The following is a 24788-nucleotide window of genomic DNA, read 5'->3' as shown; positions in this document are numbered from 1 at the left end:
TGAAGCCATGGCCATCATCTACCGCGCAGAGCTCACTCCCGGAAAACAAGAAGTCGTCACCACCTGGCTCGCCAGCCAGCCCTGGTCGCAGGTCTCCGCATCGGACTCCATCGAGATGGTCGGTGCCTTCCGCTTCGACGATCCTGCAGGGGAGGTTGGCATCGAAACCCATATAGTCCGCCGTCCCGACGGACAGGTCATGCAGGTCCCGCTGACCTACCGGGGTGCCGCCCTCGAAGGGGCCGAGGGGCACCTGGTGGCGGAAATGGAGCACTCGGTGCTCGGCCACCGCTGGGTTTATGACGCGACGGGTGACCCGGTCTATGCCGCTGCGCTGGCGTCGACCATCCTGCGCGGGCAGGCCGGGGCCGACCAGTACCTCGACGTGGAGGGAACCCTCGCCGCCTTGCCGAGCACCGTCGTCGTGCATGGATTCGGCGACCCGGACGCCGCCGAGCCGGTGGTCACCACGGCCACGCCGAGCACAGCGGACACCCCGGATGGCGGCTCCGTCGTGACCATCAGCACCGACGGGCCGACCCTGGCCGTCTACCTCACCCCGCGCCCGGCGCACGGCGATGAGGGCCAGCTGACCGGGCGATGGGACGGGCTGGGGGATTCGGTGTTGCTGGCCGCGATCGTCTGAGGGGCTGGACCCCGGTCCAATCGGACCGCCGGGGCCACGTAGGATGCGGAGCATGACGACTCAGAGCGCGATCTTCGTGGATGCAGGATTTCTCCTGGCAGTGGGCGGACAGCACACCGCCGGCACGTCGCTGCGCTCGGCCTTCCGCGTGGCGTATGAGCAGCTGGCCGAGGGCATCGCGGCCGTGGCCCGCAAGGATTCCGGCCTGCCCCTGTTGCGCACCTACTGGTACGACGCCTCCCGCGACGGGCTGTTCACCGACCAGCACAAGCGCATCGGCATGGTCGACGGCGTGAAGGTCAGGCTGGGGCGGATCTCCTACAGTGGCGAGCAAAAGGGGGTTGACCTGCGCCTGGCGCTTGACCTGGTGGGCCTGGCCCGCAGCGGCGCCGTGTCGGTGGTCTACCTGGTGTCCGGCGACGACGACCTGGCCGAGGCCGTCGAGGAGGCACAGGACCTCGGCGTGCAGGTCAAGCTCATCGGGCTGCGCAAGCCCGAGACCCGGATCGGGTTGGCCTCGGTGGCCGAACACCTGGCCCTGTGCGTCGACGGGATCACCGACCTGCCGGCCACACTGCTGGAATCCACCTTCACCCGGTCGGTGACCAGCGGGCCGCTGCCCGGACCCGGCGTCCACGTCCTGCAGGGCACGACGGCGGAACCCGGCGGGGTTGCACCGGTCGCCTCAGCTGCTCCCTCGGCCCCGCCCCAGCACCGGCCGGTCCCCGGACCATCGCCGACCCATCTGACCGGCTCGACCGGACCGGTGCCCCAGGTGCCGCCGGCTGAACGCCAGCTGGTCTACTCCGCCGGCCACGAGGCCGGCACGTCCGCTGCCGGGCACCCCGAAGCCGGGGACAGCGCCCTGCTGCACGCCGTCGGGGAGGTCGGGGCCAGCGTGGCGGACAACTGGTACGCCAACACCACCCAACGTGAATTGACCGAGCTGCAGGCCGACCGCCCACTGCTGCCACCGGAAATCGACAGGGTGCTCCTGAAGGACTGCGCCCAGCAAATCGGTGAATGGAAGACCGATATCCAGGTCGTCCGCAGGGCCCTGCGGGCTTCCTTCTGGGATCGGCTGGACCAGCTCACCTGAGCGACTGGAGGAAACACATGCCAGAACCGAAAAACACCACCATCACCGGGCTGCGGGCCGTCGGCTTCTCCGTGTCGGCAGCAGTGCTCGGCGTGATCGTCTGGATCATGGCCGGCACCCCGGAAAGCCCGGCCAGGAACTGGCTGATCACGATGTGGATCGTGCTCGCCGCAGCGGTCATGGGCTGCGGGGTGGCCCGGCGCGTGCCCACATACCTGGCAGTCGTCCTGCTGTGTCTGGCCGTGGCGGTGCCCGTGGCGTCCTGGGTCGCGGGGGTGCGCGAGGGGCTGCTGCTCACTCCGTACGCTCCTCTGGTCCTCGCCTACCTGGGCCTGGGGTTCACCGGTTCCCGGCGCCGTCAGGAGGCACGGACCCCGTCTGCATAGAGCTCGGCGGCCAGCTCCATCATGGCGCGTGCGCACTGGGAGGGCTGCACGGCCTCCGGCCAGACCAGTGAGACGTCGACCCGGCGCGGCGCCGGATGGATGGGTTTCACCACCAGCTCCCGCGTCGCCTGTCGAGACAGCCCGGAGGTGAAGCACCCGGTGCACGGGGCGGACAGCTAACTCAGCGTCGTTCGGCTCCCAGGCCGTGGATCAAGGCCCGGAGGTTGGCGACGAACTCCTTGCGAGCCGAACGCGGGGGCACCTCCGGCTCCTGGGTTCCCCGGATCCGGGCAGACCAGAGGTCCCGGGTGGTTCGGTCGAGTGCCTCCTGCGCCCACCCGCCCATCAGCGCATACGCCTCGGAGCGGATGGGGCCGGGGGAGAGGAAGATGTCGTGGAAGGCGCCGTTGATGCGGCGGATGGTGACGTCGCTGCCCACGGACGAGGCCCGCTGGGCGACCACATCGACATTCAAGGCGACATCCGCACTGGTGGCGGCGTCTGACCAGCGGGGTTGGAGGTAGCTCTTGGAGGAGAGCAGGACGAGAACCGGCAGGTCCAGGGTGAGCCCACGTGCCAGGGTTGCTTGTCCCTCGAAGACGGCGTTGAGGAAGGCCCGGTTCAAGGGGAACCCACGCTCCGGTCGCCAGGCGAGGTCGTAATCCCATTCGCCGTCGAAGGCGCTGGAGACGGCCCGCGTGTAGATGCCCGGATCAATGGTCGGCAGACGCCCGGACGGCCACCAACGCGCACCGGCATGCATCCACGGCGCGACCATGGCCCGGCCGATATCGTGGCCCTGGAATTCCAGCCACGGACTGTTCAGGACCAGGGCGTCCACCTGGTCCGGGTGGCGTGCTGCCCACAGGGTCGCCGTCAGGCCACCGGTCGAATGTCCCAGGAGCAACAGCGGGGCACGCGATCCGCTGGTACGTCCCATGGCCTCCAGCGCGGCATCGAACTCGTCGTCGTACTCCGTCAGACTGGCGATCAGGCCAGGCGTGGATCCGGGGCGCAGGCTGCGGCCGTAATGGCGCAGGTCCAGTGCGAAGAATCGTGCCCCCGCCCGGTGCCAGAAAGCGGCCAGCTCGTGTTGGAAGAAGTAATCGGACCAGCCGTGGAGGTAGAGCACGTCAACCCCGGCCAGTTCCGGGACATTCCAGTCCTGCACTCCACCGGTGAAACGCACCAGCGTCGCCTCCGCGCCGCCGGGCAGCGGCAGGGTGAGTTGTTCGAAGCCCGGTCCGAGGACATCGGGAACCCACATGGTCATGGTCGCAGCCTACAGTGGGGCTGGTTGGCGGGGAGTGCGTTCTGCCGGGCGGAAGGCTTGACTCGAAGCTCCGGAGCATCTATGTTATCGATATTCGTTGTTATCGAACATCGTTAAGCCAGGAGACGTCATGACCCACCAGCCGCTGAGTGATTCCCGCATCCGCCCGGGGGGTCCAGCGATCGCCCTGAAGGTCGGCGGGCGAGCCGGACTGGTGGTACTCGCCACCGCGGCATCCCTCGGGCTGCTCGGCTCCCTGCTGGGCGGGGCCATGGCCACCACATTCGTCGACGGGCCCAATCTCTACACCTCGGCGGGCGTTGTCTCCGACCGCAAGCCAGCGACGGTGCTGCCCGGCGGCGACTTGTCCTTTGGCGTCGTCGACGTGCTGGTTCCCGCGCAATACGACGTGCAGTTGTTGGATGCGCTGGGTGTTGGGTTGCCGTACCTGGTCTTCGCTGCCACCTGCATCCTGGTGCTCCTGCTGCTGCGCCGGTTGTGGACCGGCCGATCCTTCACCCGGCTGGCGGCGTGCGGACTGGCCATCGTGGGCGTGCTGACGATCGCCTCCGGGGCGCTTTCGCAGTGGCTTTCCCGGTTCGCCCGGGAAATCGCTCTCGGGCGGTTGGGGCTCCCGCAATCCTTTGATGCGGGGATGGAGGCGTCCGGAACGGGGGAATGGTTCTCTGCTCACGTCGCGGGCGAGTCCCTGCTGGATTACCCGGGGATCGGCCTCGGATTGGCGCTCCTGCTCCTAGCCGTCCTGGTGCACCGGGGGAGGAGCCTGCAGGAGTCCGTGGACGGGCTCGTCTGATGGGTTCCGCGGAAATCGGCACGGGCGTGCATTGTCGCTTGGACGCTTTGCTTCAGGAGCGGGGCATGACGCTCACCCGGCTCAGTGAACTGGTGGGCGTCAGTTTGGTCAACCTCTCGGTGTTGAAGAACGACAGGGCCAAGGCCATCCGGTTCAGCACCCTGACATCCATATGTGCCGCCCTCGAATGCGGGATCGGGGACCTGCTCGAGTTGTCGTGAGTGTGACGTCTTCTGGCGCGGAGGACATGGCCCTGCATTAGGCTCGATTTCATGGGGAAGAAGCAGGGAGCCGGCGCACCGGCGTGGGATGAGCGTGACGAAGCCTTGTGGGCGACAGCGGAGATCGGGCTGCTGCTGGCCCAGGGCAGGATCGGCGAACGCCGACCGGCCGGCACTCCGTTTGCCCCCACGTTGGCGCCGGGCGAGGAATGCGTCTACGCCTTCTCCCCGTTTGCGCTCCACGACTACCGGTCCGCGGGCGACGGCAGCTACATCCACAACTCGGGCACCGTACTGGCTGTGGGGCGTGGCGCGGTTCCCCTCATGCTGGGCGCGGCCGTGGGGCAGGCCATGGGGAACGCTTCCCGTCGAAAGCGGGCAGCCGCCATGGCCCAACCCCAGTGGATGCAGATAGACGGCGGCACGCTGTCGGTCGGAAGCCATGGTTTCTACCTCCATACGCCGACCTCGCTGCTGACGTGGGGGTGGGGAAGCATCTCGTTGATGACGCTCGTTGGTCCCGGGCACGTCCAGATCATGGGCGACTCGCAGAATGGCCCCATCAATTGGATCCTGCAATCCAACTTGGCTGAGCTCGTCTTCCTGCTGTGGGCAACGGTGCGCCACCCCGGCCACGAACAGCTCACCGGCCGGGCGTGGCTGCCCCAGGAGTGGATCGACAAGGTCCGACGACGGGACCTGGCCACGACGACCCCGGGCCGGGATTTCCAGCACATGGCGGAGCAGCTGATGCTCGACCAGACGAAAAGGTGGCCCGACCGGATCTAGGCTGGGGCTGTGACCTACACCGCACCTGATCCGTTCACCACCCGCCCGACCCTGCGCGGCAGCTTTGGCATGAGCGCCTCGACGCATTGGCTGGCGACCGCCTCCATCCAATCGGTCCTCGAACGTGGCGGCAACGCCTTCGATGCCGCCGTCGCCGGGGCCTTCGTGCTCCACATCGTCGAGCCGCACCTCAACGGGCCAGGCGGTGACATGACCGGGCTCTTCGCCACCGCCGAACGCCCGAGGGAGCCCGTGGTCCTCATGGGCCAGGGGCCGGCCCCGGCCGCCGCCACCGTCGGGCATTACCGGGCCGAGGGGCTGGAACTCGTCCCCGGAGCCGGGGCGCTGGCCGCAGCGGTCCCCGGTGCGGTCGATGCCTGGCTCCTGCTCCTGCGCGACCACGGGACCTGGCCATTGGCCGACGTGCTCGCCTACGCCACCGGCTATGCGCGCGACGGACACGAGATCCTGCCTCGGGTCCGCACCACCATCGCCACCGTGGCCGAGCTGTTCGCCGACCACTGGCCCAGCTCCGCAGCCCACTGGATGTCCGACGGCCAGGTTCCCGCGGAGGGCTCCCTGCTGCGCAACGCACCGTACGCTGCACTGCTGGACCGGCTGATCCGGGCGTCAGAGGCCACGGCCGCAGGCCGGACCGCGGGAATCGACGCCGCCCGCAACCTCTGGGCGCGCACGCTCGGCCGGGAGGCCGAGGCCTTCCTCGCAGCGCCCCACCGGCACTCCTCGGGCACAGACCACGCCGGGGTCCTGACATCCAACGACGTCGAGGACTTCCGGGCCGGATACGAACCTGCATCGACCGTCACCTTTCGCGGGCACACCATCGCCAAGACCGGCCCGTGGGGCCAGGGTCCGGCGTTGCTGCTCACGCTAGCCATCCTCGAGGGCTTCGAGGACGAGTACCTGGACCCGTCCACGGAGCTCGGAGCGCATACGATCCTTGAGGCCCAGAAGCTGGCGATCGCCGATCGGGAGGCGTACTTCGGCGACACCGACGTTCCGCTGGACCACCTGCTCAGCGAGTCCTACGCCGCCGAACGCCGTGCGTTGATCACCGAAACTGCCAGCCACGAGTTCCGCCCCGGGACCGTGCCCGGCCACACGGCCTTCGTGCCGCCCCTGCGCATGGACTACTCGCCGCCAGCCGCCGCCGATGGAGCCAAGACCGGGTTCGCCGGAGTCGGGGAGCCGACCGTCCAGCCCACCGGGGAGACCCGCGGCGATACCTGCCACCTCGACGTCGTGGACCACTGGGGCAACATGGTCTCCGCCACCCCTTCAGGCGGCTGGCTGCAATCCTCGCCCACCATCCCGGCGCTGGGGTTCTGCCTGGGCACCCGGCTGCAGATGACCTGGCTTGAAGAGGGCGGCCCCTCCACGCTCACCCCGGGCAAACGGCCGCGCACCACATTGACGCCCACCTTGGTGCTCAAGGACGGACAGGCCATCTCGGCCCTCGGCTCGCCCGGCGGGGACCAGCAGGACCAGTGGCAGCTGCTCTACCTGCTGCGCACCATCGTGGGCGGCTACAGCCCGCAGGAGGCCGTCGATGCCCCGGCCCTGCATACGACGTCGATTCCCGGCTCCTTCTGGCCGCGCACCTGGACCCCGGGAGGGGCCGTGGTGGAGGACCGGCTGGGTGAGGACGTCATTGCGGGGCTCGAAGCCCGCGGCCACGTGGTCACCCGTGCCGGTGACTGGGCGCTGGGGAGGCTCTCCGCCGTCGTGCGGGATCCGCTGACCGGACAGCTGGCCGCTGCGGCCAACCCGCGCGGGGCCCAGGGCTACGCCGCCGGGCGCTGACGGCGGGAGGCAGGACCCGGGTCAGGGGGCGCACAGCACGTCGTCGCCGACATGGATGGTATCGACGACTTTCCCGGTCGAGTCGTCAATCAGGACGACGGAGTCGCGGGGCCAGGAGGGATCCGGCGTCATCCGCGTGCCGGCCAGTGGGGTCTGTCCCACGGGCGGGGGTGAGGCGGTGATCTCCTCCAGGATGGTGCCGCTGCTGGTCTCGACGAAACGCCCCGGAACGGGCCAATCGGCGGTTCCGTCTGCGGGGGAGCGTTCGGCTTGGCCCCACCGGAGTGCCGCGTCGGGACAGTCCCGGGTGTTTGTTCCCACGGTGCTGCCCGCGGCCGCAACGGGAGTCGACGGCGCGGTGGATCCGGTGTCCAGATCTTCGGCGACCGGTATCGTCGGGGGCGGAGCGGACGATGCGCACCCCGAGAGCAGCAGGCCGGAGGCGACGAGGCACGTCAGCAGGCCGGTGGTGCGATTCACGATGGTTCCCCCTATATATTCGGCTCACGCTAGCGCATCGGCTCGCTCGGGGGAACGGCGGGACGCCCCGGTGCCTGCGATGTCCAGGCGTGGTCCGGGGCGCGATCGGCGGGTGTGCGGTCAGTGCGCGACCGTGCCGCTATGCTGTCTGCCCAGCCAGTTCGGGGCTTCGGTGGTGGCCAAGCGGTTGAGCGCCAGGGCCCCGATCAGCAGCCCGAAATCGCGGAGACCGACGTCGAAGAATCCCGGCAGCAGCAACAAATTGACGATGATGCCCGCGAGCCAGGCGACGATCACCAGCGAACCCAACCGGGGACGCAGGGCGACCACGATGCCGGCGATGACCTCGACGACCCCGACGCCGTACATGAAGACGGTGGGGCTGACGGGGATGATGTCGGTGGCCAGCGGCGCGAGGTAATGCGTCCAATCGGTGAGGATGTTGGTGAACTTGTCGATCCCGAAGAGGATCGGCGCGACGGTGAAGATGGTGCGCAGGAGGAGGAAGGCCTGATGCGTGCTGGTGTCCTGACGCCGGGCGGCGGCGGGGACAGTGGGGGCGGCCATGGCTGGGTCCTTTCTAAAGTGACGGTAATTCACTTTAGAACCCGGATGTTTTCTAAGTCAATACTTTCTCGTTTTAGAGATATGATGGGCACATGAAACGGATGCAGCACCAGGAACAAGTCGAAGCCGTCGCCGCCGTGGCCGACCCGGTGCGTTCGGGCATCTACGAAGAGGTCGCCCGCAGCGGTGAACCCGTGGGTCGCGAGCACGTCGCCGAGGCCATCGGCATCACCCGCCAGGCGGCGGCCTTCCAACTGGACAAGCTGGCCGACCAGGGGCTCCTGGAGGTGTCGTACCGCCGGCTCAACGGTGCCAGCGGCCCCGGGGCCGGCCGCCCCTCGAAGGTCTACGGCGTCGTCCACGCCGAACTCAACGCCAGTGTTCCGCAGCGCGAATACCCCTTGGCCGGTGACATCATGGCTGAGGCGATCGATGCCGCGCGGGCCGACGGCGAATCGGTGGACAGCCACCTGGCCGAAGCCGCCCGCGCTGCCGGACTGCGTCTGGCTGCCGACCAGGCAGGCATCGACGAGTTCCTCCAGGCCTACGGCTACCGTCCGCAGGTGCGCGACGACGGGTCCGCGGACCTGGCGAACTGTCCGTTCCATGCCCTGTCGTCGCGCCACACCGACACCGTGTGCGATATGAACCAGGACTTCATCGGCGGTGCGCTGGAGGCACTGGCGCCGGACCGGGTGGCCGAGCGGGTATCCCCGGGCCAACCCTGCGGCTGCTGCGTCCGGGTCTCCGCCGGACAGGCGGCCCCATGACGGCCCCCACCGAACAGGTCCTCGCCGCCCGCGGCCACGGCGGCTACCGCCAATACCGGATCCCCGCGCTCGCGGTGTCCACCGCCGGCACCGTCCTGGCCGCCTACGACGGCCGCCCGAACCTGGACGACCTGCCGAACACCATCGACCTGTTGCTCCGCCGCAGCACCGACCACGGCCTGACCTGGGGGCCGCAACAGGTCATCCGCACGGGCGCCGGCCTGCAGGGGTTCGGCGATCCCAGCCTGCTCGTGGACCGCCAGACGGGACGCATCTTCTGCTTCCATGCCGCCGGCACCCACGCCGGGTTCTTCGAGGCCGTCGAAGGCCTCGAACCGGAGGACGATGTCCAGCACGTGGACCTCTCCGTCTCCGACGACGACGGCGCCACCTGGGTGCACCGCCGTCTCACCGCACAGCTCAAACGCCCCGGAATCACCGGGATCTTCGCCGCCGCCGGCAACGGCATCCAGCTCGACGCCGGCCCCCACGCCGGACGCCTCATCCAGCAGATGGTCATCCTGCTGCACGGCACCATCCGCGCGGCCAGCGCCTACTCCGACGACCATGGCGACACCTGGACCCTCGGCGAACCCGCGCCCGGGGAGGCCAATGAGAACAAGGTCGTCGCCCTGCCCGACGGCACCGTGCTGCTGAACTCCCGCGCCCCCGGAGCCCGCCTGTCCGCCCGCTCCACCGACGGCGGCCACAGCTACACCGCCCTGCAGCCGATCCCCACGCTGCCGGACCCGGGCGACAACGGCTCCATCCTGCGCACCAGCCCCGACGGAAGCTGCACCCTGCTGGCCACCAACAACCGCGACACCGGCCTGCGCCGCAACACCGTGCTGAGCGCCTCGTCTGACGACGGAGCCACCTGGACCCCGGTGGCCACCCTCTGCCCGGGCAGCTCCTCCTACTCCACCGCGGCGCTGCTCGCAGATGGATCGCTGGGCGTCTTCTTCGAGCGCGAGGGCTATTCCGAACTGGTCTTCACCCGCATCGGGTCCGACGCCCTGACCGAGGACGCGCTGGCCGCCGCAGCGGCATCCTTCACCGAGGACGACGACGGTGCCCTGGTCATTGTGCTGCGCTCCATCACGCCGGGCCGGCCGAACCGGTGGACCAGCGTGGGGGACTCGCACGTCATCGGCGCCGAGGCGGGGGACTGGGGCGTGCAGACCTGGAAGGAAATCGGCCAGGGCTACGCCGGTGGCGCCCAGGTGCTGGGCACGCGCGAGGCCCAAGTCCTCAACTACGGAAAACCAGCCCCCGGGCTGAAGGCCGGGGACATCCTGGCGTTCACCGGCCGCTTCACGAATACCACCGCCGCCATCGTCACCGCGGAGCTCTCGGGCACCTTCGACGGGAACGACGACGGCAGCATGGCCCCGCTGTTCCCTCCGGCCGCGCTGGGCCCGGGGGAGCACGCCCTCTATTTCACCCCCGTGTACACGGTGACCGCGGCAGACATCGCCGCGGGCACCGCCGTCGTGCACTGGTCGGTGAGTGCCGGTGGGCAGGCCTGGGACCAGTCATGGGTCATCGACACGGCCACCGGGGCGGTGCGCCGGGAGTAGCGTGGCGAGCATGCGAATTGCTGCCAGCACCATCACCAACGTCCGGATCTTCGACGGCGAACGGCTCACCCCGCCACGCACGGTGTCCATGGTCGACGGATTGATCGACGCAGTCACCGACGACGCGGTCACCGACCACGCCGGACCCGCCGACGGCGACATCGTGGACGGGGGCGGGGCGACGCTGCTGCCCGGTCTCATCGACTGCCACATCCACCTGACCGGGCGGGCCGATCTGGAGGCCGCCGCCCACTGGGGCATCACGACCATGCTCGACATGGCCACCCCCAGCCCCGAACTGGTTGACGGGCTGCGCGGACTGCCCGGATTGACCGACATCCGCAGCGCCGGCAGCCCCGCTTCGGGACCGGGTGGAATCCAGACCCGGATGCTCGGTTTTCCCGAGGACACCGCCGTGAGTGGACCCGACGACGCCGAACGTTTTGTCGCCCAGCGGGTGTCCGAGGGCTCCGACTACCTCAAGATCATCGTCGAGGACCCCGCCCAGATGGGGCCGGCAGCCCTGGGCGCCGAGACGGTCGCCGCGCTGGGGGAAGCCGCCCGCCGGCACGGACTGCGCACCTACGCCCATGCCACCACGGTGGCGTCGGTCCGCCTGGCCGCCGAGGCCGGGGTGGACGTGATCACCCACGTGCCGATTGACGCGCCGCTGGATCCAGGGACGGCCGCCGACATCAGGGAGCGCGGCATCGTCGTCGTCCCGACGCTGGTCATGATGCGTGGTGCGGTCCAGATGGCCCGGACGATGGGCACCCACGGCGATGAGGCGGACTACGCGCACAGCGTGGCGTCGGTGGCGGCGTTACTGGGCGCCGGAGTCCAGGTGCTGGCCGGGACGGATGCCAACTCCCACCCTGCCTCGCCATTCGGGGTCGCACACGGCTCGTCGCTGCACGACGAGCTCGGGCTGCTCGTCGAGGCCGGGATGAGCCCCGCCGAAGCGTTGCGCTCCGCTACCAGCCGTCCGGCCGCCCTGTGGGGGTTGGGCGATCGAGGGGCCATCCGTCCCGGCCTGCGGGCCGACCTGCTCCTGGTGGAGGGGGACCCGACACACGATCTGGGAGCCACCCGCCAGATCGACGGGGTCTGGATTGCGGGGCAGCGCGTGCGCTGATCGGTCCCGCCGGGACTGTTCCCGCTAGGTCGACATCAGGAGAGATGGATCGTCCCGTCATCGTCCACGTGCCAGCCGGGGTTGTGGGCGATTTCCCAGATCACGTGGTTCGGGTCCTCCACGAGGGCGTGGAAGACACCACCGAACGCCCCGGGCCGGGGTGACTTCAAGACCGTCGCGCCGGCTGCCTCCATGCTGGCAGCCAGCTCGCGTACCTCGTCCGGGGAGCCGACGTTGTGGGCGAGCGTGAGCCCCGAGACGCGGGAGCGGTCCTCATCCAGCCCCAGGTCCTCGTTGAACTTCGTCGCGTCGAACAGCCCCAGCAGCAGGCCGGGTGCCACCGGGTAGAAGATGATCTCCCCGGGTACGTCCAACTGGGGAGTCCAGCCCATGGCCCTCGTGTAGAAGGCGCGCGCCGCGTCCAGGTCTGCGGTGGCGATGGTCAGGAAGTGCACGTTCTGCTGCATGGGTTTTCCTTGGGCAGGCTATTCGGTGGTCTCCGGAGCGTTGAGCATCTCGGCAGCGGCAGCCCGGTGTTCCGGGTCGCCGGTGACCAGCGCGTAGATGCCGTAGTTCAGCGGTCCGGCCGAGAGGAGTGCGGCACAGCGTTCGGCCAGCCGCGGCTCGGTGCGGCCGGTCAGTTCGGTGTACAGCGCGACGGTGCGTTCGAACGTGTCGGCCGAGGAGATCATGCAGTGGAACGCGAAGTCGATGGCCGGATCGCTGACCTTGGCCGTGGTCCAGTCCAGCACCGAGACGACCTCCTCGTGCTCGTCGAGCAGCAGGTGGGCCGGGTAGAGCTCGCCGTGGGTGAAGACGGTCGCGGTGGGCCACAACCCGTCGTCGGCCAGCCAGGCACGCCATCCGCCGAGGAGGTTCTCGGAGACCTCGAACTCGGCGCAGACCCGTTCCAGATCGGCACGCCAGCGGGCGCGGACATCTTCGGGGTGCTCCCGGGCGATGCCGGCCGCCTCCGCTTCGTCCGGGTCCAGGGCATGCAATGCAGCGATCACCCGGGCCAGGGAGTCGGCATAGGCCTCCGCTTCCGTGTCGACATGCCAGACCGGCTCGCCCTCGTCATCCAGGGTGAGCCCCGGGAAGCCGGGCAGCAGCGGATAGGCAATCAGGTCCAGCTCGTGGATGTGCCACTCGGGGACTGCCACGGGCAGCCGGGGACGCACGAAATCGAGGATCGCCCGCTCCTCGTCCAGCTTCGCCGAGACATCCTCGCGGCGGGGCATGCGCAGGACCCACCGCTTCCCGACGTCGTCCTGTTCGTGGGCAAAGGCCACGCGGTAGTCCAGTCCGGCCTCGTTGAAGGTGATGCCGTCCGCGGCCACGCCCAGCCCGTGGCGGGCAGCCAGCTCGACGATGGCGGCGGTGTCGGGGGCGTTGGAGTTCATGCCCCCATGGTGTCAGAGGTCGGTGACGATGACGACGTCCAGGTTCCGGGGCTCACTCGAGTTCAGCTGCTCTTTTTTGCCTGGGCCTGAATCTCAATGCGCCCCGGCTTCACGGACTGGGCAACAAACTTTCCGCTCGTCGCGCTCTTTTGCACGCGCACCGTGTATGACCCGGTCTTTGCGTTGCGCGTAGCTGCGACGCTTTTGATAGCCATGGTGCCTCCTTGGACTGATTATAGGCTAGCCAGCGCACTTCGGGAATGCGATATCGGCGATCCGGGCTCCCCATATCGTGCTGAGTTCTTCGGCTACGTTCGACCACTGTTCTTGACGTTTCAGAAGCGTGGGCGCGGCTTTGGACAGCCCGAAGGTGAGGACGGCGGTGGCGAAATCTGGTGGTCGGCCATCGCCGGCGAAGATGGGCATTGCGAGGACTGATTGCCACTTCGGCGCCAGACGCCGATCGCGGCTGATGTCTTTGAGCTTTACTTCTTCGGAACCGATGGCTTCTCCGGCGATCCACGGGCTGTCGTAGCCCGTCGGAACGAACTTGAGATGGTGGGTGCTCCGGTACCGGGTGCCCTCCGTCGCCCATCGAGCTAGCATTCCCCGTCCGTTCGCCAACCATAGGGTGGCCTGTTGTGCCTTGGCGCCCAGAACGGTCGAGACCATTTCTGCGTCGGCGATGAGTGCATTGCTGTACTCGGTCTGCAAACGGGCAAAGCGTCGCGAGTGAGAAGTCCATACCCGTCGAGCCCTGCGATTCGGCGTTTCGTAATTGTTGAGACCAACACATTGAAGCTCACGGATCACCAATGCGACATCGGAGAGGTCGTTCATTCGAAGGGCCGTGAGCCCGATGGCCTCCCATTCGGAGGCCAGTGCGTCGTCGACCGCGGCAAACGTCTCTTGATCGAGTCCCAATCATTCTCTGACGATGGTCACCAGGGCCGGGTGTTTGGGATTTTCGTCGCGGATGATGAGGTGAAGCCAGTGTCGAATATCGGGGTCCCGATATGAAGTGCCTGCCAAAAGTAGCGGTCCGCGTGCAAGCGCATCACTGAGGAACTGTCATTGCCACGCCTTTTCATCGGCCACCAACTCTGCATAGTCGCGGAATCCGACAACCGTGTTGTAGGCGACCTCGCCGTATATTGCGCCGTGTAGATGGTGGACCGTGGGCAACGCATCCCTCGTGCCTCCGCCAAAGCTGACCACCACTGGTTCGCCGGTGTCGGAGACCGCGCTTTCCAGAAGCGTGTCAAAGTTCAGAGTGCTCAGTGTCGTTGTGGCGGGCGCAGCCAGGTAATGACCTACCGCCGCCAGGTGTAAGGGCGAAGGAGTCGGGTCTGCCGAAAGGCCGCTGTACAGTGCGTCGTTGAGAAGCTTTCCCCACCGTTCTCCCGATCGTGCTCTGGCTGCTTCGAGAACAATCGTCTGGTCCTGATGTGAGAGCAGGATACTGGCCGCGGACTCGTTTCCAACGAGTCCGCTGAGCACGGCGACTCTTCTGGCGAACTGATCCCAATTTGGTAGCCCGGAGGGTGCGGAAGCGCCAGCCCCGAGCAGGATCGTCAAGTGTGCGTCGCCGGTGAGCGGTGCAAAGCGGTCCATCACCCTCTGGTCTATGTCTGGCGCACTCATGGCAACACGCTAGCGACCGAGCTTGCCGCCGTCGACAGTTGGGGCAGTGGCTGTGGATAGTTCTGACCGAACTGCCCCATGGTGTCAGAGGTCGGTGACGATGACGACGTCCAGGTTCCGGGGGCCGTGGACGCCCTCCACGCGCTCCAGCTCGATGTCGCTCGTGGCGCTCGGCCCGGAGATCCACGTCAGCGGGTGGGTCGGATCGACCCGGGGCAGTGCCTCGGGCAGCAACTGGACCACCGTCGACGCCGGCACCACGCAGATGTGGTGGTCGGGAACCAGACTGATCGCGCGGCGACCCTGCGTGGGGGAGCCGTCCAGGATGATCGTCCCGGATTCGGCGATCGAGACCGCTGAGGAGGTGACCACGGCAATGCCGTCCAGGTCCTCGACCGTCAGCCGGTGGCCCGGGGCATCGGTGAGCCGGCGGTCGTCCTCACGGAGCGAATCGTGATCGAGCCACTCTGCGGGCAGCCCGTGGGGGACCACGTAGCTGGTGGCATCGCCGAGGAGCCCGGCGACCGTGGAGGGCAGGTCCGCTGACGTGATCTGCTTGACGGTCGCCTTGTAGTCCTCGAGCCGGTCCACCAGCATCTCCAGCACCTGGTCGTGGCCCAGATCGGCGGTCCTGCGATAGTTGCGGGGCACCTCGGGCACCGCCGGGGCGTCCTTGAGCGCCGCGCGGATGCGGTCCATGATCTCTTCGCGGGCTTCCATCACTTCTCCTGGCCGGTGGTCTCGGTCGGCCCCGGTGTTCCGGCGGCCGGTGGCTCGTGCTCCTTGACCCACCAGTCCCGGAAGGACTGCGAGGGCGGGGCGGGGATGTCGCGTGAACTGGTCCACCCGCCGGCCAGGTGGCCGGGTAGGCGCTTGATCTTCTTATCGCGTCCGGCGACGAGCTTGCCCAATGGCAGTGCCTTTTCCAGTAGGCCCAAGTGCGTCCCGGAGGAGAACGCCCACTGGACGCCCCTCATCATCAGGTCCATTTCCGAGGGGACCCGGCGCTGGCCGCGACGTGAATCGACGTCCTCGCCACGCAGGTGCACCAGGATCTCGGGGATGTTGATCTTCACCGGGCAGACGTCGTAGCAGGCGCCGCAGAGGCTGGAGGCGTAGGGCAGGGAGTTGTTCTCCTCGGCCTTGATGCCGGTCATCAACGGCGAGAGGATCGCGCCGATCGGCCCCGGGTAGGTGGAACCGTAGGCGTGGCCACCGGTGCGCTCGTACACCGGGCACACGTTCATGCAGGCCGAGCAGCGGATGCAGTGCAGCGCGGACCGGCCATAGGTGTCCGCCAGGGCAGCGGTGCGGCCGTTGTCCAACAGGACCAGGTGGACGTTCTTCGGTCCGTCGTCGTGGGATTCTCCGGTCCAGAAGGACGTGTAGGGGTTCATGCGCTCGCCGGTGGATGAACGCGGCAGCAGCTGCATGAAGACCTCGAGGTCATCGGCGTGCGGCAACAGCTTCTCGATGCCCATGACGGTGATCAGTGTTTCCGGCAGCGTCAGGCACATCCGCCCGTTGCCCTCGGACTCGACGACTCCCAGGGTGCCGGTATCGGCGAGGGCGAAGTTGGCGCCGGAGATGGCGACCTTGGCGGAGAGGAACTTGCGCCGCAGGTGGGCGCGGGCAGCCATGGCCAATTCGCGGGGGTCGTTGGAGAGATGCGGGTCGACGTCCTGCATTTCCTTCAGGAAGATGTCCCGGATCTGGCTGCGGTTCTTGTGGATGGCCGGCACCAGGATGTGGCTGGGCTTGTCGTGGCCGAGCTGGACGATCAATTCGGCCAGGTCCGTCTCGAACGCCTTGATCCCGTGCTCGTCGAGGTACTCGTTGAGGCCGATTTCCTGGGTGGCCATGGACTTGACCTTGACGACCTCGTCGGTGTCCTGCTCGCGGATCAGGCCCTCGACGATCCGGTTGGCCTCTTCGGCGTCGCGGGCCCAGTGGATGGTCCCGCCGCGGGCGGTGAAGTTCGCCTCGAACTGCTCGAGCATGGCCGGAAGATCGGCCATGACGGCTTCCTTGATCGCCGCCCCGGAATCGCGCAGGTCCTCCCAATCCGGAAGTTCGCCGACCACGTGGGCGCGCTTCTCGCGGATGGAGGTGGTGGCGTGGCGCAGGTTCTTGCGCAGCTGGTCGTCGCGCAGTTCGTGGTGGGCCGCGTCGGGGAAGGACTCGGTGGCGAAGAGGTTGCCCTGCCCGTAGGCCGGCAGGGACGGCATGCCGATGAAGACCTGGCTCATCGTGCCACCTCAGCTTTCGCGCCGAAGGAGGTACCGGCGTCGTACGGGTGCTCCCGGGTGCTGGCGAGGATCTCGGCCAGGTGCAGGGTGCCCGCTGCGGCTCCGGTGCGCGAGAGGCCGCCGCCGATGTGCAGCAGGCAGGAGGCGTCGCCGCCGGTGCACAGCGAGGCACCGGTGGAGGTGACGTTCGCCGCCTTGTCCTCGAGCATGGCCGAGGAGACCTCGGCGTTCTTCATCGAGAAGGTGCCGCCGAAACCGCAGCACTGGTCGGCCGAGGGCAGGTCGGTGAGCTGGATGTCCTCGACGGTGCGCAGCAGGTCCAGTTGGCGGTCGCCCAGGTGGAGCAGCCGCATGCCGTGGCAGGACGGGTGGTAGGTCACCGAGGTGGGGAACCAGCTGCCCAGTTGCGCGGCGGCGTCGGTGATGCCCAGGACGTCGACGAGCAGCTGGGAGAGTTCGTAGGTGCGGGCCCCGACGTCTTCGGCCCGCTGCTTCAGCCCGGTGTCACCGGCGCGTTCGGCGATCATCGGCTGCTGGTGCTTCACCGAGGCGACGCAGGAGGCCGAGGGGGCGACGGCGACGTCGTAGTCGGTGGTGTCGAAGGCCTTGATGTGGTTCGCGACCACGGGCAGGGCTTCCTTGAAATAGCCGGAGTTGATGTGCATCTGGCCGCAGCAGGCCTGACCGGGAGGGAAGACGACCTCATGGCCGAGCCGCTCCAGGATCGAGACCGTGGCGCGTGCCGTGCTGGGGTACATGCCATCGACGATGCAGGTGGCGAAGAGGGCGATTTTCATGGTGATGCCTTCCGTGGTGCCGTCGGGACGACGCCGTAGCCGGTGTGGTCTGACCACTATAGGTCGGTGGGGGTGACCCGTCTAGTGGCCGGGGGGAATTGCTGGTCGGGACAATGAATCGCTGTGACGGGGTTCACAAGAGCCCACTGTACAGGTTATGCTTCCGTGGTCAGACCATAGTGGTCTGACCACGGAAGCCAGTCACTCGCGTGTAAGGACCGAACGATGGACACATTCACACCCCCCACCGACCCGGTGGCCGGAAGCGTCGCCTTGTCGGCACTCGTGGCCCTGCTACCGCTCGTGACGTTCTTCGCGTTGTTGGCGCTCGTCAAGACCAAGGCGCACGTCGCCGGGGCCTGGTCGCTGCTCGTGGCCCTGCTGGTCTCGATCTTCGCGTTCAAGATGCCGGTGGGCCTGGCCCTGATGTCAGGAGTCATGGGCGGGGTGTTCGGCGCGTTCCCGGTCGTCTGGATCGTGGTCATGGCCATCTGGCTGTACCAGGTCACCGTGGTCAGCGGCAGGTTCGATGACCTGCGCCGGGTCTTCGACGCCATCGGCGGCGGGGACGTGCGCATCCAGTCGGTCCTCATCGCGTTCTGCTTCGGCGGCCTGCTCGAGGCCCTGGCCGGCTTCGGCGCCCCCGTGGCCATCACGGCCACCATGCTCATCGCCCTGGGCATGGCCCCGCTGCGCGCCGCAGCGGCTGTCCTGGTCGCCAATACGGCACCGGTCGCCTTCGGCGCCGTCGCCATCCCGATCACCACCGCCGGCGCACTGACTGGCCTGGACCCCGCGCATATCGGCGCGATCGTGGGACACCAGGCCCCGCTGCTGGCCTTGTTCGTCCCCACCCTGCTGCTGTTCATCCTCGATGGATGGCGAGGCGTCAAGGAATGCTGGCCCGCCACCCTGATCGTCGGGTTCACCTTCGCCATCGCCCAGTTCCTCACCGCCACGTACTTCGCCTACGAGCTCACCGACATCGTCGCCTCGCTGGCAGGACTGGCAGCCGCCGTCATCTTCCTGCGCTTCTGGTCCCCGGTCGGCACGGAAGCTGCCCGCGAGCGCGTCCTCGTCGGTGGATCCGGGGCCACGCACACCGAAGAGGACGCCGCGACCCCGCTGGGGGGATCGCGGATCTTCATGGCGCTGTTCCCCTACCTGCTGGTCATCGTCATCTTCGGCCTGGCCAAGCTGTGGACCGCGGGCATCAGCATCCCGAAGCTGCTCGAGGCCACCGACGTCAAGGTCAAGTGGCCACTGCTGCATGAGCACGTCGTCAATTCCAGCGGCGAGGCGCTCTCGTCGACCACCTACAACTTCCAGTGGCTCTCCAGCCCCGGCACGCTGCTGCTGATCACCGGGCTCATCGTGGCGATCGTCTACTCGATCTGGGACGACGGCGGCCGATACAAGATCACCGTCGGGCGGGGCATTGCCGAGATCTGGCGCACCATCGTCAACATGCGCTGGGCGGCAACGACCATCATCTGCGTGCTGGCCCTGGCCTACGTGATGAACCTGTCAGGACAGACCATCAGCATCGGCACCTGGTTGGCCGGCGCCGGAGCGGGCTTCGCCTTCCTCTCGCCGGTCCTGGGCTGGATCGGCACCGCGGTCACCGGCTCCGACACCTCCGCCAACGCACTGTTTGCCAAGCTGCAGCAGACCGCAGGCATCAACGCGGGGATCGACCCGAACCTGCTGGTCGCCGGCAACACCGCAGGCGGTGTGGTCGGGAAGCTGATCAGCCCACAGAACCTGGCCATCGCCGCCACCGCGGTGGGCATGGAGGGGAAGGAATCAGTCATCCTGCGCAAGGTCGCCGGCTGGTCCGTGGCCATGCTGCTGATCCTGTGCTGCCTGGTGTATCTGCAGTCCACCCCGGTCCTGAGCTGGATGCTCCCGACCCCCTGATGAAAAAAGAAGGCCACGCGGCCGCCACATGGGAGAATGCCGGGGTGGCACAACCTTCCGATAGCGAGCGCAGCAGCGCGACCGACACCCCCGCAGCCAGTAGGCCCAAGGCCTACGAGCTCGTCCTCGACGACATCGAGGACGAGCTGCGGACCGGCGCGCTGAAAGTCGGCGACCAACTGCCCGGTGAACGCGCCCTGGCCGAGGCCCATGGCATCTCACGGGCCTCCGTGCGCGATGCCATCCGCATTCTCGATGTCATGGGCGTGGTCCGCACCGCCACTGGATCCGGGCCCGGTGCCGGAGCCGTGGTGATCTCCGAACCGGCGGCCGGCATCGCCACCGCACTGCGCATGCACGTTGCCTCGGCACGCTTGAGCGTCCAGGAGATCGTGCAGACGCGCATCCTGCTGGAGACCTGGGCGGCGCGCGTCGCGGATCTGGACGCCGACCCCGAGCGCAGTGCCGCAGTGCTCCGGGAGGCCCGCGGGCTGCTGGCTGACATGGACGATCCGCAGCTGGAGCGCGAGTCCTTCCACGAACTCGACGCCCGCTTCCACGTGCTGCTCTCCGGGCTGGCCGGCAACGCGGTCATCGAGGCGATGATGGAATCACTGCGTCTGGCCATCAGCGACTACGTGAGCGGGGCAGTGCGCAGCGACCAGGCCTGGGAACCGGTCGCCGCGGTGCTGCGCGAGCAGCACCATGGCATCTTCGACGCGGTGGCCGCCGGCCAGGGCGAACGGGCCGCCGAGCTGTTGCGCGAGCACATCGAGTGGTTCCACGGCTGGTCCACCGGAAGCTGACCTGCCGGGCCCCTGCCGCACTGCGCGTCGCTGGCGTAACGTGAAGCACGTCGCGCCATGCAGGTGGTGCCGAGTACGACGGCGAAAGGCACCCCATGACCGGTCCCTCCTCTTCATCCGCTTCCCTGTTGGATGACGCACGGTCCCTGCATGGCGACCTCGCGCATCTGAGGCATCGGCTGCACCGGCAGCCCGAAATCGGGCTGGAGCTTCCCCGTACCCAGGAGAAGGTCCTGGCCTGGCTGGAGCCGCTGGGCTACGAAGTGTCCACGGGCACCGCCTGCACCTCGGTGACTGCCGTGTTGCGCGGCGGTGCGGCCGGAGCCGAACGCCGGTCCGTGCTGCTGCGCGGGGACATGGACGCGCTGCCGGTCCAGGAGGACACCGGATTGGACTACGCATCGGAGATCCCCGGTGCCATGCACGCGTGCGGGCATGACCTGCACACCTCGATGCTCGCCGGTGCCGCCTCCTTGCTGGCGTCCCGCCGGGAGTCACTGGCGGGTGATGTCGTGTTGATGTTCCAGCCGGGGGAAGAGGGATGCGATGGAGCATCGATCATGATCGAAGAAGGCGTCCTGGATGCCTCGGGCCGCCGCGTGGAAGCCGCCTTTGGATTGCACGTGGCCTCCGCGTTGGCTCCGGGCGGGATGCTGCTGTCGCGGGAGGGGCCGATCATGAGTGCGGCCGACGGGCTGTTCGTCACCGTCCGCGGGGCCGGTGGCCACGGCTCGGCACCACATCTGGCCAAGGACCCCGTCACTACGGCGGCCGAGATGGTGACCGCGCTGCAGGCCCTGGTTACCCGGCAATTCGACATCTTCGATCCGGTGGTTATCACCATCGGCGTCCTGCGCGCCGGGACCGCCAGAAATGTGATCGCCGACACGGCCTACTTCGAGGCGACGATCAGGTCGTATTCACCCGCGGCGCAGGAACGGCTGCGCGAAACCATCCCGCGATTGCTGCACGGCATCGCCGCCGGCCATGGCCTCGAGGTGGACGTCGAGTACGCCGCCGAATACCCGGTGACCACGAACGATGGCCGGCAGGCCCGGTTCCTGCGATCCGTCGCTGAAGAATTGCTGGGTGCAGACCGCTACCTCGAGATGCCGCATCCACTGGGAGGATCCGAGGACTTCTCCCGCGTGCTGGATGAAGTCCCCGGCGCCTTCGCGTTCCTCTCGGCGGTTCCGGATGGTGTCGACCCGGCCACGGCACCGTTCAACCACTCGGCCCGTGCGGTGTTCGGGGATCACGTCCTCGCCGACGGCGCTGCGCTCTACGCCGGTCTGGCCATCCAGCAGCTGGCGGGCGTACAGCCCTGACCGACCCAACCCGCCGTCGGCGCCGATCGGGAGGGCCGCACGATGCGAGTCCTCAGGGGTGGGGTTCGTGGTGGCGCCGGCCAGGGGTGCGGCGTTCTTCCTTCATGCGCGCCTCATGCAAATGCCGTCTGCCCCCGGCAAGTTCCTGACGGGCCCTGTTCTCAAGCGAGCGGAACTTGGCGTAGTAGCCGTCGTCGTAGTCCTCGATGATCTGGAACGTCCACCGGTGCTCGATCACGTTGCGTCCCACGAGATCGCGCTCCAGTTGGGCGGCGATTTCCCCGTGCCCGGCGGCAATGAGCATCTCCACGGCCTCGCCGAGGGCCAGATCAGCGGCGCCCGTCTTGCGGTGGAAGTTATACAGGCTGCCCCGGGCGTCCTCGGTCAGCTCCAGCGCTTCCGAAAGCTTGCCCAGCGCCTCCACGGTCGCGGAATCGACGCCTTCAGGGATCCGGTGTTCCGTGTCGGGGCCGTCACTTTCCTTCGACTCGTCAGCGCGGCCGGCGGGTTCAGGGGAGCTGGGCATGCTGGGCACTTCCTCCGTGTGGTGATGTCTGTCCGCTGGTGCCCGAGCCTACGTCTGGCTCACCGGCCTGTCAGCATGCGGTGTCGGCGCTGCCCTAGCGGGAGGTGCCTCGATGCCCGGAACGGGATCGGCGGAGTTCGCGCCAGGCACCCGTGGACCAGAGGGCCCACAGGACGAGGAGCGGCTGGAAGGCCAGGCGTGTCAGCCGGCCGGCGTCGCTGTCGAGGCCGAAGGCTGTCTTGCGGTGCATGAATTGATCAAGATTTCCGGGGAAGACCGCGATGAAGAGCGTGGCGATGGCCATCCCCAGCCGGGCGCGGCTGGCGGGCAGGGTGAGCAACCCGGTGCCGAGGGCGATTTCGACCACTCCGGACTGCACCACCACGTCGTCCTTGTCCAGGGGCATCCAGTCGGGAACGAGCTGGGCAAACTCCTTCCGGGCGAAACTGAGGTGGCTGGTCCCGGCAAAAATCAGGAACGCACCCAATGCGCCGGCGGCGAACCGGCGGGCCCGGAAAGGTGGGCGCTGGTGCTGGGGGCGTCGATCACCTGTCATGGCCGAAACCTAACATGCCGACCTGCGCGCTCCCTCGGAGAAAAAATAGTCTGTGTAATTCTTGTCAACGCCGGATGGGCGTCATGGCGCGGATCGAGCGGTGTTGGCCGTGTGTGTTGGGACACCCGAAATGATGGTCGGGGTCACATTTGGGCCGCTGGATGCCCTACGCTATTGGCTAGCAAGTGTTTCAGAACACTTGAACCTCATAATCGAACAGCCGTTGCGGTGCCCGGAAAACCTCCCGCCGCCGGTATCACAAGGAGAAAGTATGCGTTATTCGCGCACTTCTAAAATCCTCAGCGTCGCAGCCGTTGTGGCGCTGAGCTTGAGTGCCTGTGGCGGTGGCGGCGACAAGTCCGCCGCTGGCGGCGGCGACACCAGCCGGGTCATCATCGCCGATGGCTCCGAACCGCAGAACCCGTTGATCCCCACGAACACCAATGAGGTCGGCGGCGGCGCCGTACTCGACCTCGTGTTCGCCGGCCTGATCAGCTACGACGCCGATGGCAAGCCCCAGAATGAGGTGGCCGAGTCCATCGACACCAAGGACTCGCAGAACTACACCATCAAGCTCAAGAAGGACCAGAAGTTCAGCAACGGCGATCCCGTCACGGCCAGCTCGTTCGTGGATGCCTGGAACTATGGTGCCGCAGCCAAGAACGCGCAGCTGAGCAGCTACTTCTTCGAGAGCATCGACGGCTATGACAAGGCGGCCGCCGAGGGCTCCAAGGTCGAGAAGATGTCCGGTTTGAAGGTGGTCGACGACAGCACCTTCACCGTGAAGCTCAAGCAGCCCGAGTCGGACTTCAAGCTGCGCCTGGGCTACAGCGCCTTCTACCCGATGCCCGCCGAGGCCTTGAAGGACCCGAAGAAGTACGGCGAGCACCCGGTCGGCAACGGCCCCTACAAGTTCGACGGCGAGAACGCCTGGCAGCACGAGCAGCAGATCAAGCTGGTGCCGAACGACAGCTACGAAGGACCGCAGAAGGCCCAGAACGCTGGCGTGACGTTCAAGATCTACCAGAACGACACCACCGCCTACCAGGACCTGATCTCCGACAACCTGGACGTCCTGAAGGTCATCCCGACCTCCGACATCAAGAACTTCAAGAACGACCTGGGTGATCGGTCGATCGAGTCCCCGTACGCGGGCAACCAGACGATCGCGATCCCGTACTACCTGGACAACTGGAAGGGTGAAGCCGGCAAGCTCCGCCGTCAGGCCCTGTCCATGGCCATCAACCGCGACGAGATCACCAAGGTCATCTTCAACGGTGGCCGCACCCCGGCCAAGGAGTTCACGGCCCCCGTCCTCGAGGGTTACTCCGATTCCATCCCGGGCAACGAGAACCTCGCCTACAACCCGGAGAAGGCCAAGGAACTCTGGAAGAAGGCGGATTCGATCCAGCCGTACGACAAGAGCGAGAAACTGACCATCGCTTACAACGCCGACAAGGGTGACCACAAGACCTGGGTCGAGGCAGTGGTCAACAACATCAAGAACAACCTGGACATCGCCGTCGCCGGCAAGCCGTACGCGACCTTCAAGGAAGCCCGTACGGAAGCCACCGCGCACAAGCTCACCGGCGCCATCCGCTCCGGTTGGCAGGCGGACTACCCGTCCCTGGCGAACTTCCTCGGCCCGATCTACACCACCGGTGCCGGCTCCAACGACGCGGTCTACGCGAACAAGAAGTTCGACGCGGCCATCAACAAGGGCCTCTCTGCCGAAACCGTCGAAGACGGTAACAAGGAAATGAACAAGGCCCAGGAGATGCTCCTGGCTGATCTTCCGGCCATCCCCCTGTGGTACCAGGTCGCCCAGGGCGGCTGGAGCAGCAACGTCACCAACGTGAAGTTTGGTTGGAACGGCGTGCCCCTGTACTACGCGATCACCGGCAAATAGGGCTCCTGGTCTTTCCAAGCCCTCCGCGGGGTCCGCTCCCCACCCGGGAGCGGGCCCCGCGGTCCT

At 67.5% G+C, this 24788-nt stretch carries 28 protein-coding genes and 1 pseudogene; 14 read left to right on the top strand and 15 right to left on the bottom strand.

Features of this window, described 5'->3' with window-relative positions:
• Positions 1-7 precede the first annotated feature (7 nt).
• The 3 genes from ABD088_RS01185 to ABD088_RS01175 are packed head-to-tail and all read left to right on the top strand — an operon-like array spanning position 8 to position 2131.
• Positions 8-646, top strand: coding sequence for a CG0192-related protein (locus ABD088_RS01185; RefSeq protein WP_343899529.1), 639 nt, complete (start codon positions 8-10; stop codon positions 644-646).
• A 52-nt stretch (positions 647-698) separates the two neighbouring features.
• Positions 699-1745 carry an NYN domain-containing protein gene (locus ABD088_RS01180; protein WP_343899528.1) on the top strand — a complete coding sequence of 349 codons (1047 nt, stop codon included), beginning with the start codon at positions 699-701 and terminating at the stop codon, positions 1743-1745.
• Positions 1746-1762: 17 nt separating this feature from the next.
• Entirely contained in the window at positions 1763-2131 is a 369-nt protein-coding gene (locus ABD088_RS01175) for a hypothetical protein (protein WP_343899527.1), read from the top strand.
• Here the strand turns inward: ABD088_RS01175 and ABD088_RS01170 are convergent.
• Both ABD088_RS01170 and ABD088_RS01165 read right to left on the bottom strand, forming a co-directional pair.
• On the bottom strand, positions 2104-2241 hold the full coding sequence (locus ABD088_RS01170; protein WP_343899526.1) for a hypothetical protein: 138 nt from the start codon (positions 2239-2241) through the stop codon (positions 2104-2106). The genes ABD088_RS01175 and ABD088_RS01170 overlap by 28 nt on opposite strands.
• Before the next feature lie 71 nt (positions 2242-2312).
• Positions 2313-3404: an alpha/beta hydrolase gene (locus tag ABD088_RS01165; RefSeq protein ID WP_343899525.1), complete on the bottom strand. Its 1092-nt coding sequence runs from the start codon at positions 3402-3404 to the stop codon at positions 2313-2315.
• Between the two features lie 130 nt (positions 3405-3534).
• Here ABD088_RS01165 and ABD088_RS01160 point away from each other — a divergent pair, with 130 nt between their 5' ends.
• Genes ABD088_RS01160 through ABD088_RS01145 form a run of 4 tightly spaced genes read left to right on the top strand, consistent with a single transcriptional unit; the run spans position 3535 to position 7052 of the window.
• On the top strand, positions 3535-4218 hold the full coding sequence (locus ABD088_RS01160; RefSeq protein ID WP_343899524.1) for a hypothetical protein: 684 nt from the start codon (positions 3535-3537) through the stop codon (positions 4216-4218).
• A complete protein-coding gene (locus tag ABD088_RS01155) occupies positions 4218-4439 on the top strand; it encodes a helix-turn-helix domain-containing protein (protein WP_343899523.1) in 222 nt (73 codons plus the stop codon). Before ABD088_RS01160 ends, ABD088_RS01155 begins: the two co-directional genes overlap by 1 nt.
• A 51-nt stretch (positions 4440-4490) precedes the next feature.
• Entirely contained in the window at positions 4491-5228 is a 738-nt protein-coding gene (locus ABD088_RS01150) for a hypothetical protein (RefSeq protein WP_343899521.1), read from the top strand.
• Between the two features lie 9 nt (positions 5229-5237).
• Complete coding sequence (locus tag ABD088_RS01145; RefSeq protein ID WP_343899519.1) at positions 5238-7052, top strand: gamma-glutamyltransferase family protein; 1815 nt, start codon at positions 5238-5240, stop codon at positions 7050-7052.
• A gap of 21 nt (positions 7053-7073) precedes the next feature.
• On the opposite strand, the gene ABD088_RS01140 is transcribed toward ABD088_RS01145, so the two are convergent.
• Complete coding sequence (locus ABD088_RS01140; RefSeq protein ID WP_343899518.1) at positions 7074-7532, bottom strand: hypothetical protein; 459 nt, start codon at positions 7530-7532, stop codon at positions 7074-7076.
• Between the two features lie 120 nt (positions 7533-7652).
• Positions 7653-8099: a hypothetical protein gene (locus ABD088_RS01135; protein ID WP_343899517.1), complete on the bottom strand. Its 447-nt coding sequence runs from the start codon at positions 8097-8099 to the stop codon at positions 7653-7655.
• A gap of 92 nt (positions 8100-8191) precedes the next feature.
• Here ABD088_RS01135 and ABD088_RS01130 point away from each other — a divergent pair, with 92 nt between their 5' ends.
• From ABD088_RS01130 to ABD088_RS01120, 3 genes are read left to right on the top strand one after another with little or no spacing between them, the layout of a single operon-like run.
• The gene (locus tag ABD088_RS01130) at positions 8192-8869 is read left to right on the top strand and encodes a helix-turn-helix transcriptional regulator (protein ID WP_343899516.1); all 678 of its coding nucleotides are present in this window, start codon (positions 8192-8194) and stop codon (positions 8867-8869) included.
• Entirely contained in the window at positions 8866-10449 is a 1584-nt protein-coding gene (locus tag ABD088_RS01125; RefSeq protein WP_343899514.1) for a sialidase family protein, read from the top strand. Before ABD088_RS01130 ends, ABD088_RS01125 begins: the two co-directional genes overlap by 4 nt.
• 10 nt (positions 10450-10459) lie before the next feature.
• Entirely contained in the window at positions 10460-11584 is a 1125-nt protein-coding gene (locus ABD088_RS01120; protein ID WP_343899513.1) for an amidohydrolase family protein, read from the top strand.
• Positions 11585-11619: 35 nt separating this feature from the next.
• Here the strand turns inward: ABD088_RS01120 and ABD088_RS01115 are convergent, their stop codons facing one another.
• The 9 genes and pseudogenes from ABD088_RS01115 to ABD088_RS01080 all read right to left on the bottom strand — a co-directional run bounded on the left by ABD088_RS01115 (position 11620) and on the right by ABD088_RS01080 (position 17677).
• Complete coding sequence (locus ABD088_RS01115; RefSeq protein ID WP_343899512.1) at positions 11620-12051, bottom strand: VOC family protein; 432 nt, start codon at positions 12049-12051, stop codon at positions 11620-11622.
• Positions 12052-12069: 18 nt separating this feature from the next.
• Complete coding sequence (locus ABD088_RS01110) at positions 12070-12987, bottom strand: macrolide 2'-phosphotransferase (protein WP_343899511.1); 918 nt, start codon at positions 12985-12987, stop codon at positions 12070-12072.
• Between the two features lie 62 nt (positions 12988-13049).
• Complete coding sequence (locus tag ABD088_RS01105) at positions 13050-13202, bottom strand: hypothetical protein (RefSeq protein WP_343899510.1); 153 nt, start codon at positions 13200-13202, stop codon at positions 13050-13052.
• A gap of 25 nt (positions 13203-13227) precedes the next feature.
• Positions 13228-13911 (bottom strand): hypothetical protein, encoded by a 684-nt coding sequence (locus tag ABD088_RS01100; RefSeq protein WP_343899509.1) that lies wholly within the window; start codon positions 13909-13911, stop codon positions 13228-13230.
• Positions 13912-14043: pseudogene (locus ABD088_RS17225) on the bottom strand (hypothetical protein); the annotation flags it as partial.
• Positions 14044-14058: 15 nt separating this feature from the next.
• On the bottom strand, positions 14059-14631 hold the full coding sequence (locus tag ABD088_RS01095; protein ID WP_343899507.1) for an SIR2 family protein: 573 nt from the start codon (positions 14629-14631) through the stop codon (positions 14059-14061).
• Positions 14632-14715: 84 nt separating this feature from the next.
• Positions 14716-15351, bottom strand: coding sequence for a LutC/YkgG family protein (locus ABD088_RS01090; protein ID WP_343899506.1), 636 nt, complete (start codon positions 15349-15351; stop codon positions 14716-14718).
• Positions 15351-16880, bottom strand: a complete 1530-nt coding sequence (locus ABD088_RS01085) for a LutB/LldF family L-lactate oxidation iron-sulfur protein (protein WP_343899505.1) — start codon at positions 16878-16880, stop codon at positions 15351-15353. The genes ABD088_RS01090 and ABD088_RS01085 overlap by 1 nt, the downstream gene beginning before the upstream one ends.
• On the bottom strand, positions 16877-17677 hold the full coding sequence (locus tag ABD088_RS01080) for a (Fe-S)-binding protein (RefSeq protein ID WP_343899503.1): 801 nt from the start codon (positions 17675-17677) through the stop codon (positions 16877-16879). The genes ABD088_RS01085 and ABD088_RS01080 overlap by 4 nt, the downstream gene beginning before the upstream one ends.
• Before the next feature lie 225 nt (positions 17678-17902).
• Here ABD088_RS01080 and ABD088_RS01075 point away from each other — a divergent pair, with 225 nt between their 5' ends.
• The 3 genes from ABD088_RS01075 (at position 17903) to ABD088_RS01065 (ending at position 21731) form a co-directional block, all read left to right on the top strand.
• Positions 17903-19597 carry an L-lactate permease gene (locus ABD088_RS01075; RefSeq protein WP_343899502.1) on the top strand — a complete coding sequence of 565 codons (1695 nt, stop codon included), beginning with the start codon at positions 17903-17905 and terminating at the stop codon, positions 19595-19597.
• 44 nt (positions 19598-19641) lie between these two features.
• Complete coding sequence (locus ABD088_RS01070; RefSeq protein ID WP_343899500.1) at positions 19642-20403, top strand: FadR/GntR family transcriptional regulator; 762 nt, start codon at positions 19642-19644, stop codon at positions 20401-20403.
• Positions 20404-20498: 95 nt separating this feature from the next.
• Positions 20499-21731 carry a M20 metallopeptidase family protein gene (locus tag ABD088_RS01065; RefSeq protein WP_343899499.1) on the top strand — a complete coding sequence of 411 codons (1233 nt, stop codon included), beginning with the start codon at positions 20499-20501 and terminating at the stop codon, positions 21729-21731.
• A gap of 52 nt (positions 21732-21783) precedes the next feature.
• On the opposite strand, the gene ABD088_RS01060 is transcribed toward ABD088_RS01065, so the two are convergent.
• Positions 21784-22257 carry a hypothetical protein gene (locus ABD088_RS01060; protein ID WP_343899498.1) on the bottom strand — a complete coding sequence of 158 codons (474 nt, stop codon included), beginning with the start codon at positions 22255-22257 and terminating at the stop codon, positions 21784-21786.
• A gap of 94 nt (positions 22258-22351) precedes the next feature.
• Positions 22352-22813 (bottom strand): DoxX family protein, encoded by a 462-nt coding sequence (locus tag ABD088_RS01055; RefSeq protein ID WP_343899497.1) that lies wholly within the window; start codon positions 22811-22813, stop codon positions 22352-22354.
• 271 nt (positions 22814-23084) lie between these two features.
• Between ABD088_RS01055 and ABD088_RS01050 the strand changes: the two genes are divergently transcribed.
• Positions 23085-24722, top strand: a complete 1638-nt coding sequence (locus ABD088_RS01050) for a peptide ABC transporter substrate-binding protein (protein ID WP_343899496.1) — start codon at positions 23085-23087, stop codon at positions 24720-24722.
• The last annotated feature ends 66 nt before the right edge of the window (positions 24723-24788 follow it).

This window comes from Arthrobacter rhombi (genome assembly GCF_039526245.1).
Classification (GTDB): Bacteria; Actinomycetota; Actinomycetes; order Actinomycetales; family Micrococcaceae; genus Arthrobacter_H; species Arthrobacter_H rhombi.
Note: the sequence above shows the minus strand (reverse complement) of the source record. Positions and strands in the feature narration are given on the sequence as shown.

Bases quoted from the DNA above. Each gene is read 5' to 3' on its own strand.
- ABD088_RS01185 (WP_343899529.1), top strand. From the start codon at position 8: ATGGCCATCATCTACCGCGCAGAGCTCACTCCCGGAAAACAAGAAGTC.
- ABD088_RS01180 (WP_343899528.1), top strand. From the start codon at position 699: ATGACGACTCAGAGCGCGATCTTCGTGGATGCAGGATTTCTCCTGGCA.
- ABD088_RS01175 (WP_343899527.1), top strand. From the start codon at position 1,763: ATGCCAGAACCGAAAAACACCACCATCACCGGGCTGCGGGCCGTCGGC.
- ABD088_RS01165 (WP_343899525.1), bottom strand. From the start codon at position 3,404: ATGACCATGTGGGTTCCCGATGTCCTCGGACCGGGCTTCGAACAACTC.
- ABD088_RS01160 (WP_343899524.1), top strand. From the start codon at position 3,535: ATGACCCACCAGCCGCTGAGTGATTCCCGCATCCGCCCGGGGGGTCCA.
- ABD088_RS01155 (WP_343899523.1), top strand. From the start codon at position 4,218: ATGGGTTCCGCGGAAATCGGCACGGGCGTGCATTGTCGCTTGGACGCT.
- ABD088_RS01150 (WP_343899521.1), top strand. From the start codon at position 4,491: ATGGGGAAGAAGCAGGGAGCCGGCGCACCGGCGTGGGATGAGCGTGAC.
- ABD088_RS01135 (WP_343899517.1), bottom strand. From the start codon at position 8,099: ATGGCCGCCCCCACTGTCCCCGCCGCCGCCCGGCGTCAGGACACCAGC.
- ABD088_RS01130 (WP_343899516.1), top strand. From the start codon at position 8,192: ATGAAACGGATGCAGCACCAGGAACAAGTCGAAGCCGTCGCCGCCGTG.
- ABD088_RS01125 (WP_343899514.1), top strand. From the start codon at position 8,866: ATGACGGCCCCCACCGAACAGGTCCTCGCCGCCCGCGGCCACGGCGGC.
- ABD088_RS01120 (WP_343899513.1), top strand. From the start codon at position 10,460: ATGCGAATTGCTGCCAGCACCATCACCAACGTCCGGATCTTCGACGGC.
- ABD088_RS01115 (WP_343899512.1), bottom strand. From the start codon at position 12,051: ATGCAGCAGAACGTGCACTTCCTGACCATCGCCACCGCAGACCTGGAC.
- ABD088_RS01110 (WP_343899511.1), bottom strand. From the start codon at position 12,987: ATGAACTCCAACGCCCCCGACACCGCCGCCATCGTCGAGCTGGCTGCC.
- ABD088_RS01105 (WP_343899510.1), bottom strand. From the start codon at position 13,202: ATGGCTATCAAAAGCGTCGCAGCTACGCGCAACGCAAAGACCGGGTCA.
- ABD088_RS01095 (WP_343899507.1), bottom strand. From the start codon at position 14,631: ATGAGTGCGCCAGACATAGACCAGAGGGTGATGGACCGCTTTGCACCG.
- ABD088_RS01090 (WP_343899506.1), bottom strand. From the start codon at position 15,351: ATGGAAGCCCGCGAAGAGATCATGGACCGCATCCGCGCGGCGCTCAAG.
- ABD088_RS01085 (WP_343899505.1), bottom strand. From the start codon at position 16,880: ATGAGCCAGGTCTTCATCGGCATGCCGTCCCTGCCGGCCTACGGGCAG.
- ABD088_RS01080 (WP_343899503.1), bottom strand. From the start codon at position 17,677: ATGAAAATCGCCCTCTTCGCCACCTGCATCGTCGATGGCATGTACCCC.
- ABD088_RS01075 (WP_343899502.1), top strand. From the start codon at position 17,903: ATGGACACATTCACACCCCCCACCGACCCGGTGGCCGGAAGCGTCGCC.
- ABD088_RS01065 (WP_343899499.1), top strand. From the start codon at position 20,499: ATGACCGGTCCCTCCTCTTCATCCGCTTCCCTGTTGGATGACGCACGG.
- ABD088_RS01060 (WP_343899498.1), bottom strand. From the start codon at position 22,257: ATGCCCAGCTCCCCTGAACCCGCCGGCCGCGCTGACGAGTCGAAGGAA.
- ABD088_RS01055 (WP_343899497.1), bottom strand. From the start codon at position 22,813: ATGACAGGTGATCGACGCCCCCAGCACCAGCGCCCACCTTTCCGGGCC.
- ABD088_RS01050 (WP_343899496.1), top strand. From the start codon at position 23,085: ATGCGTTATTCGCGCACTTCTAAAATCCTCAGCGTCGCAGCCGTTGTG.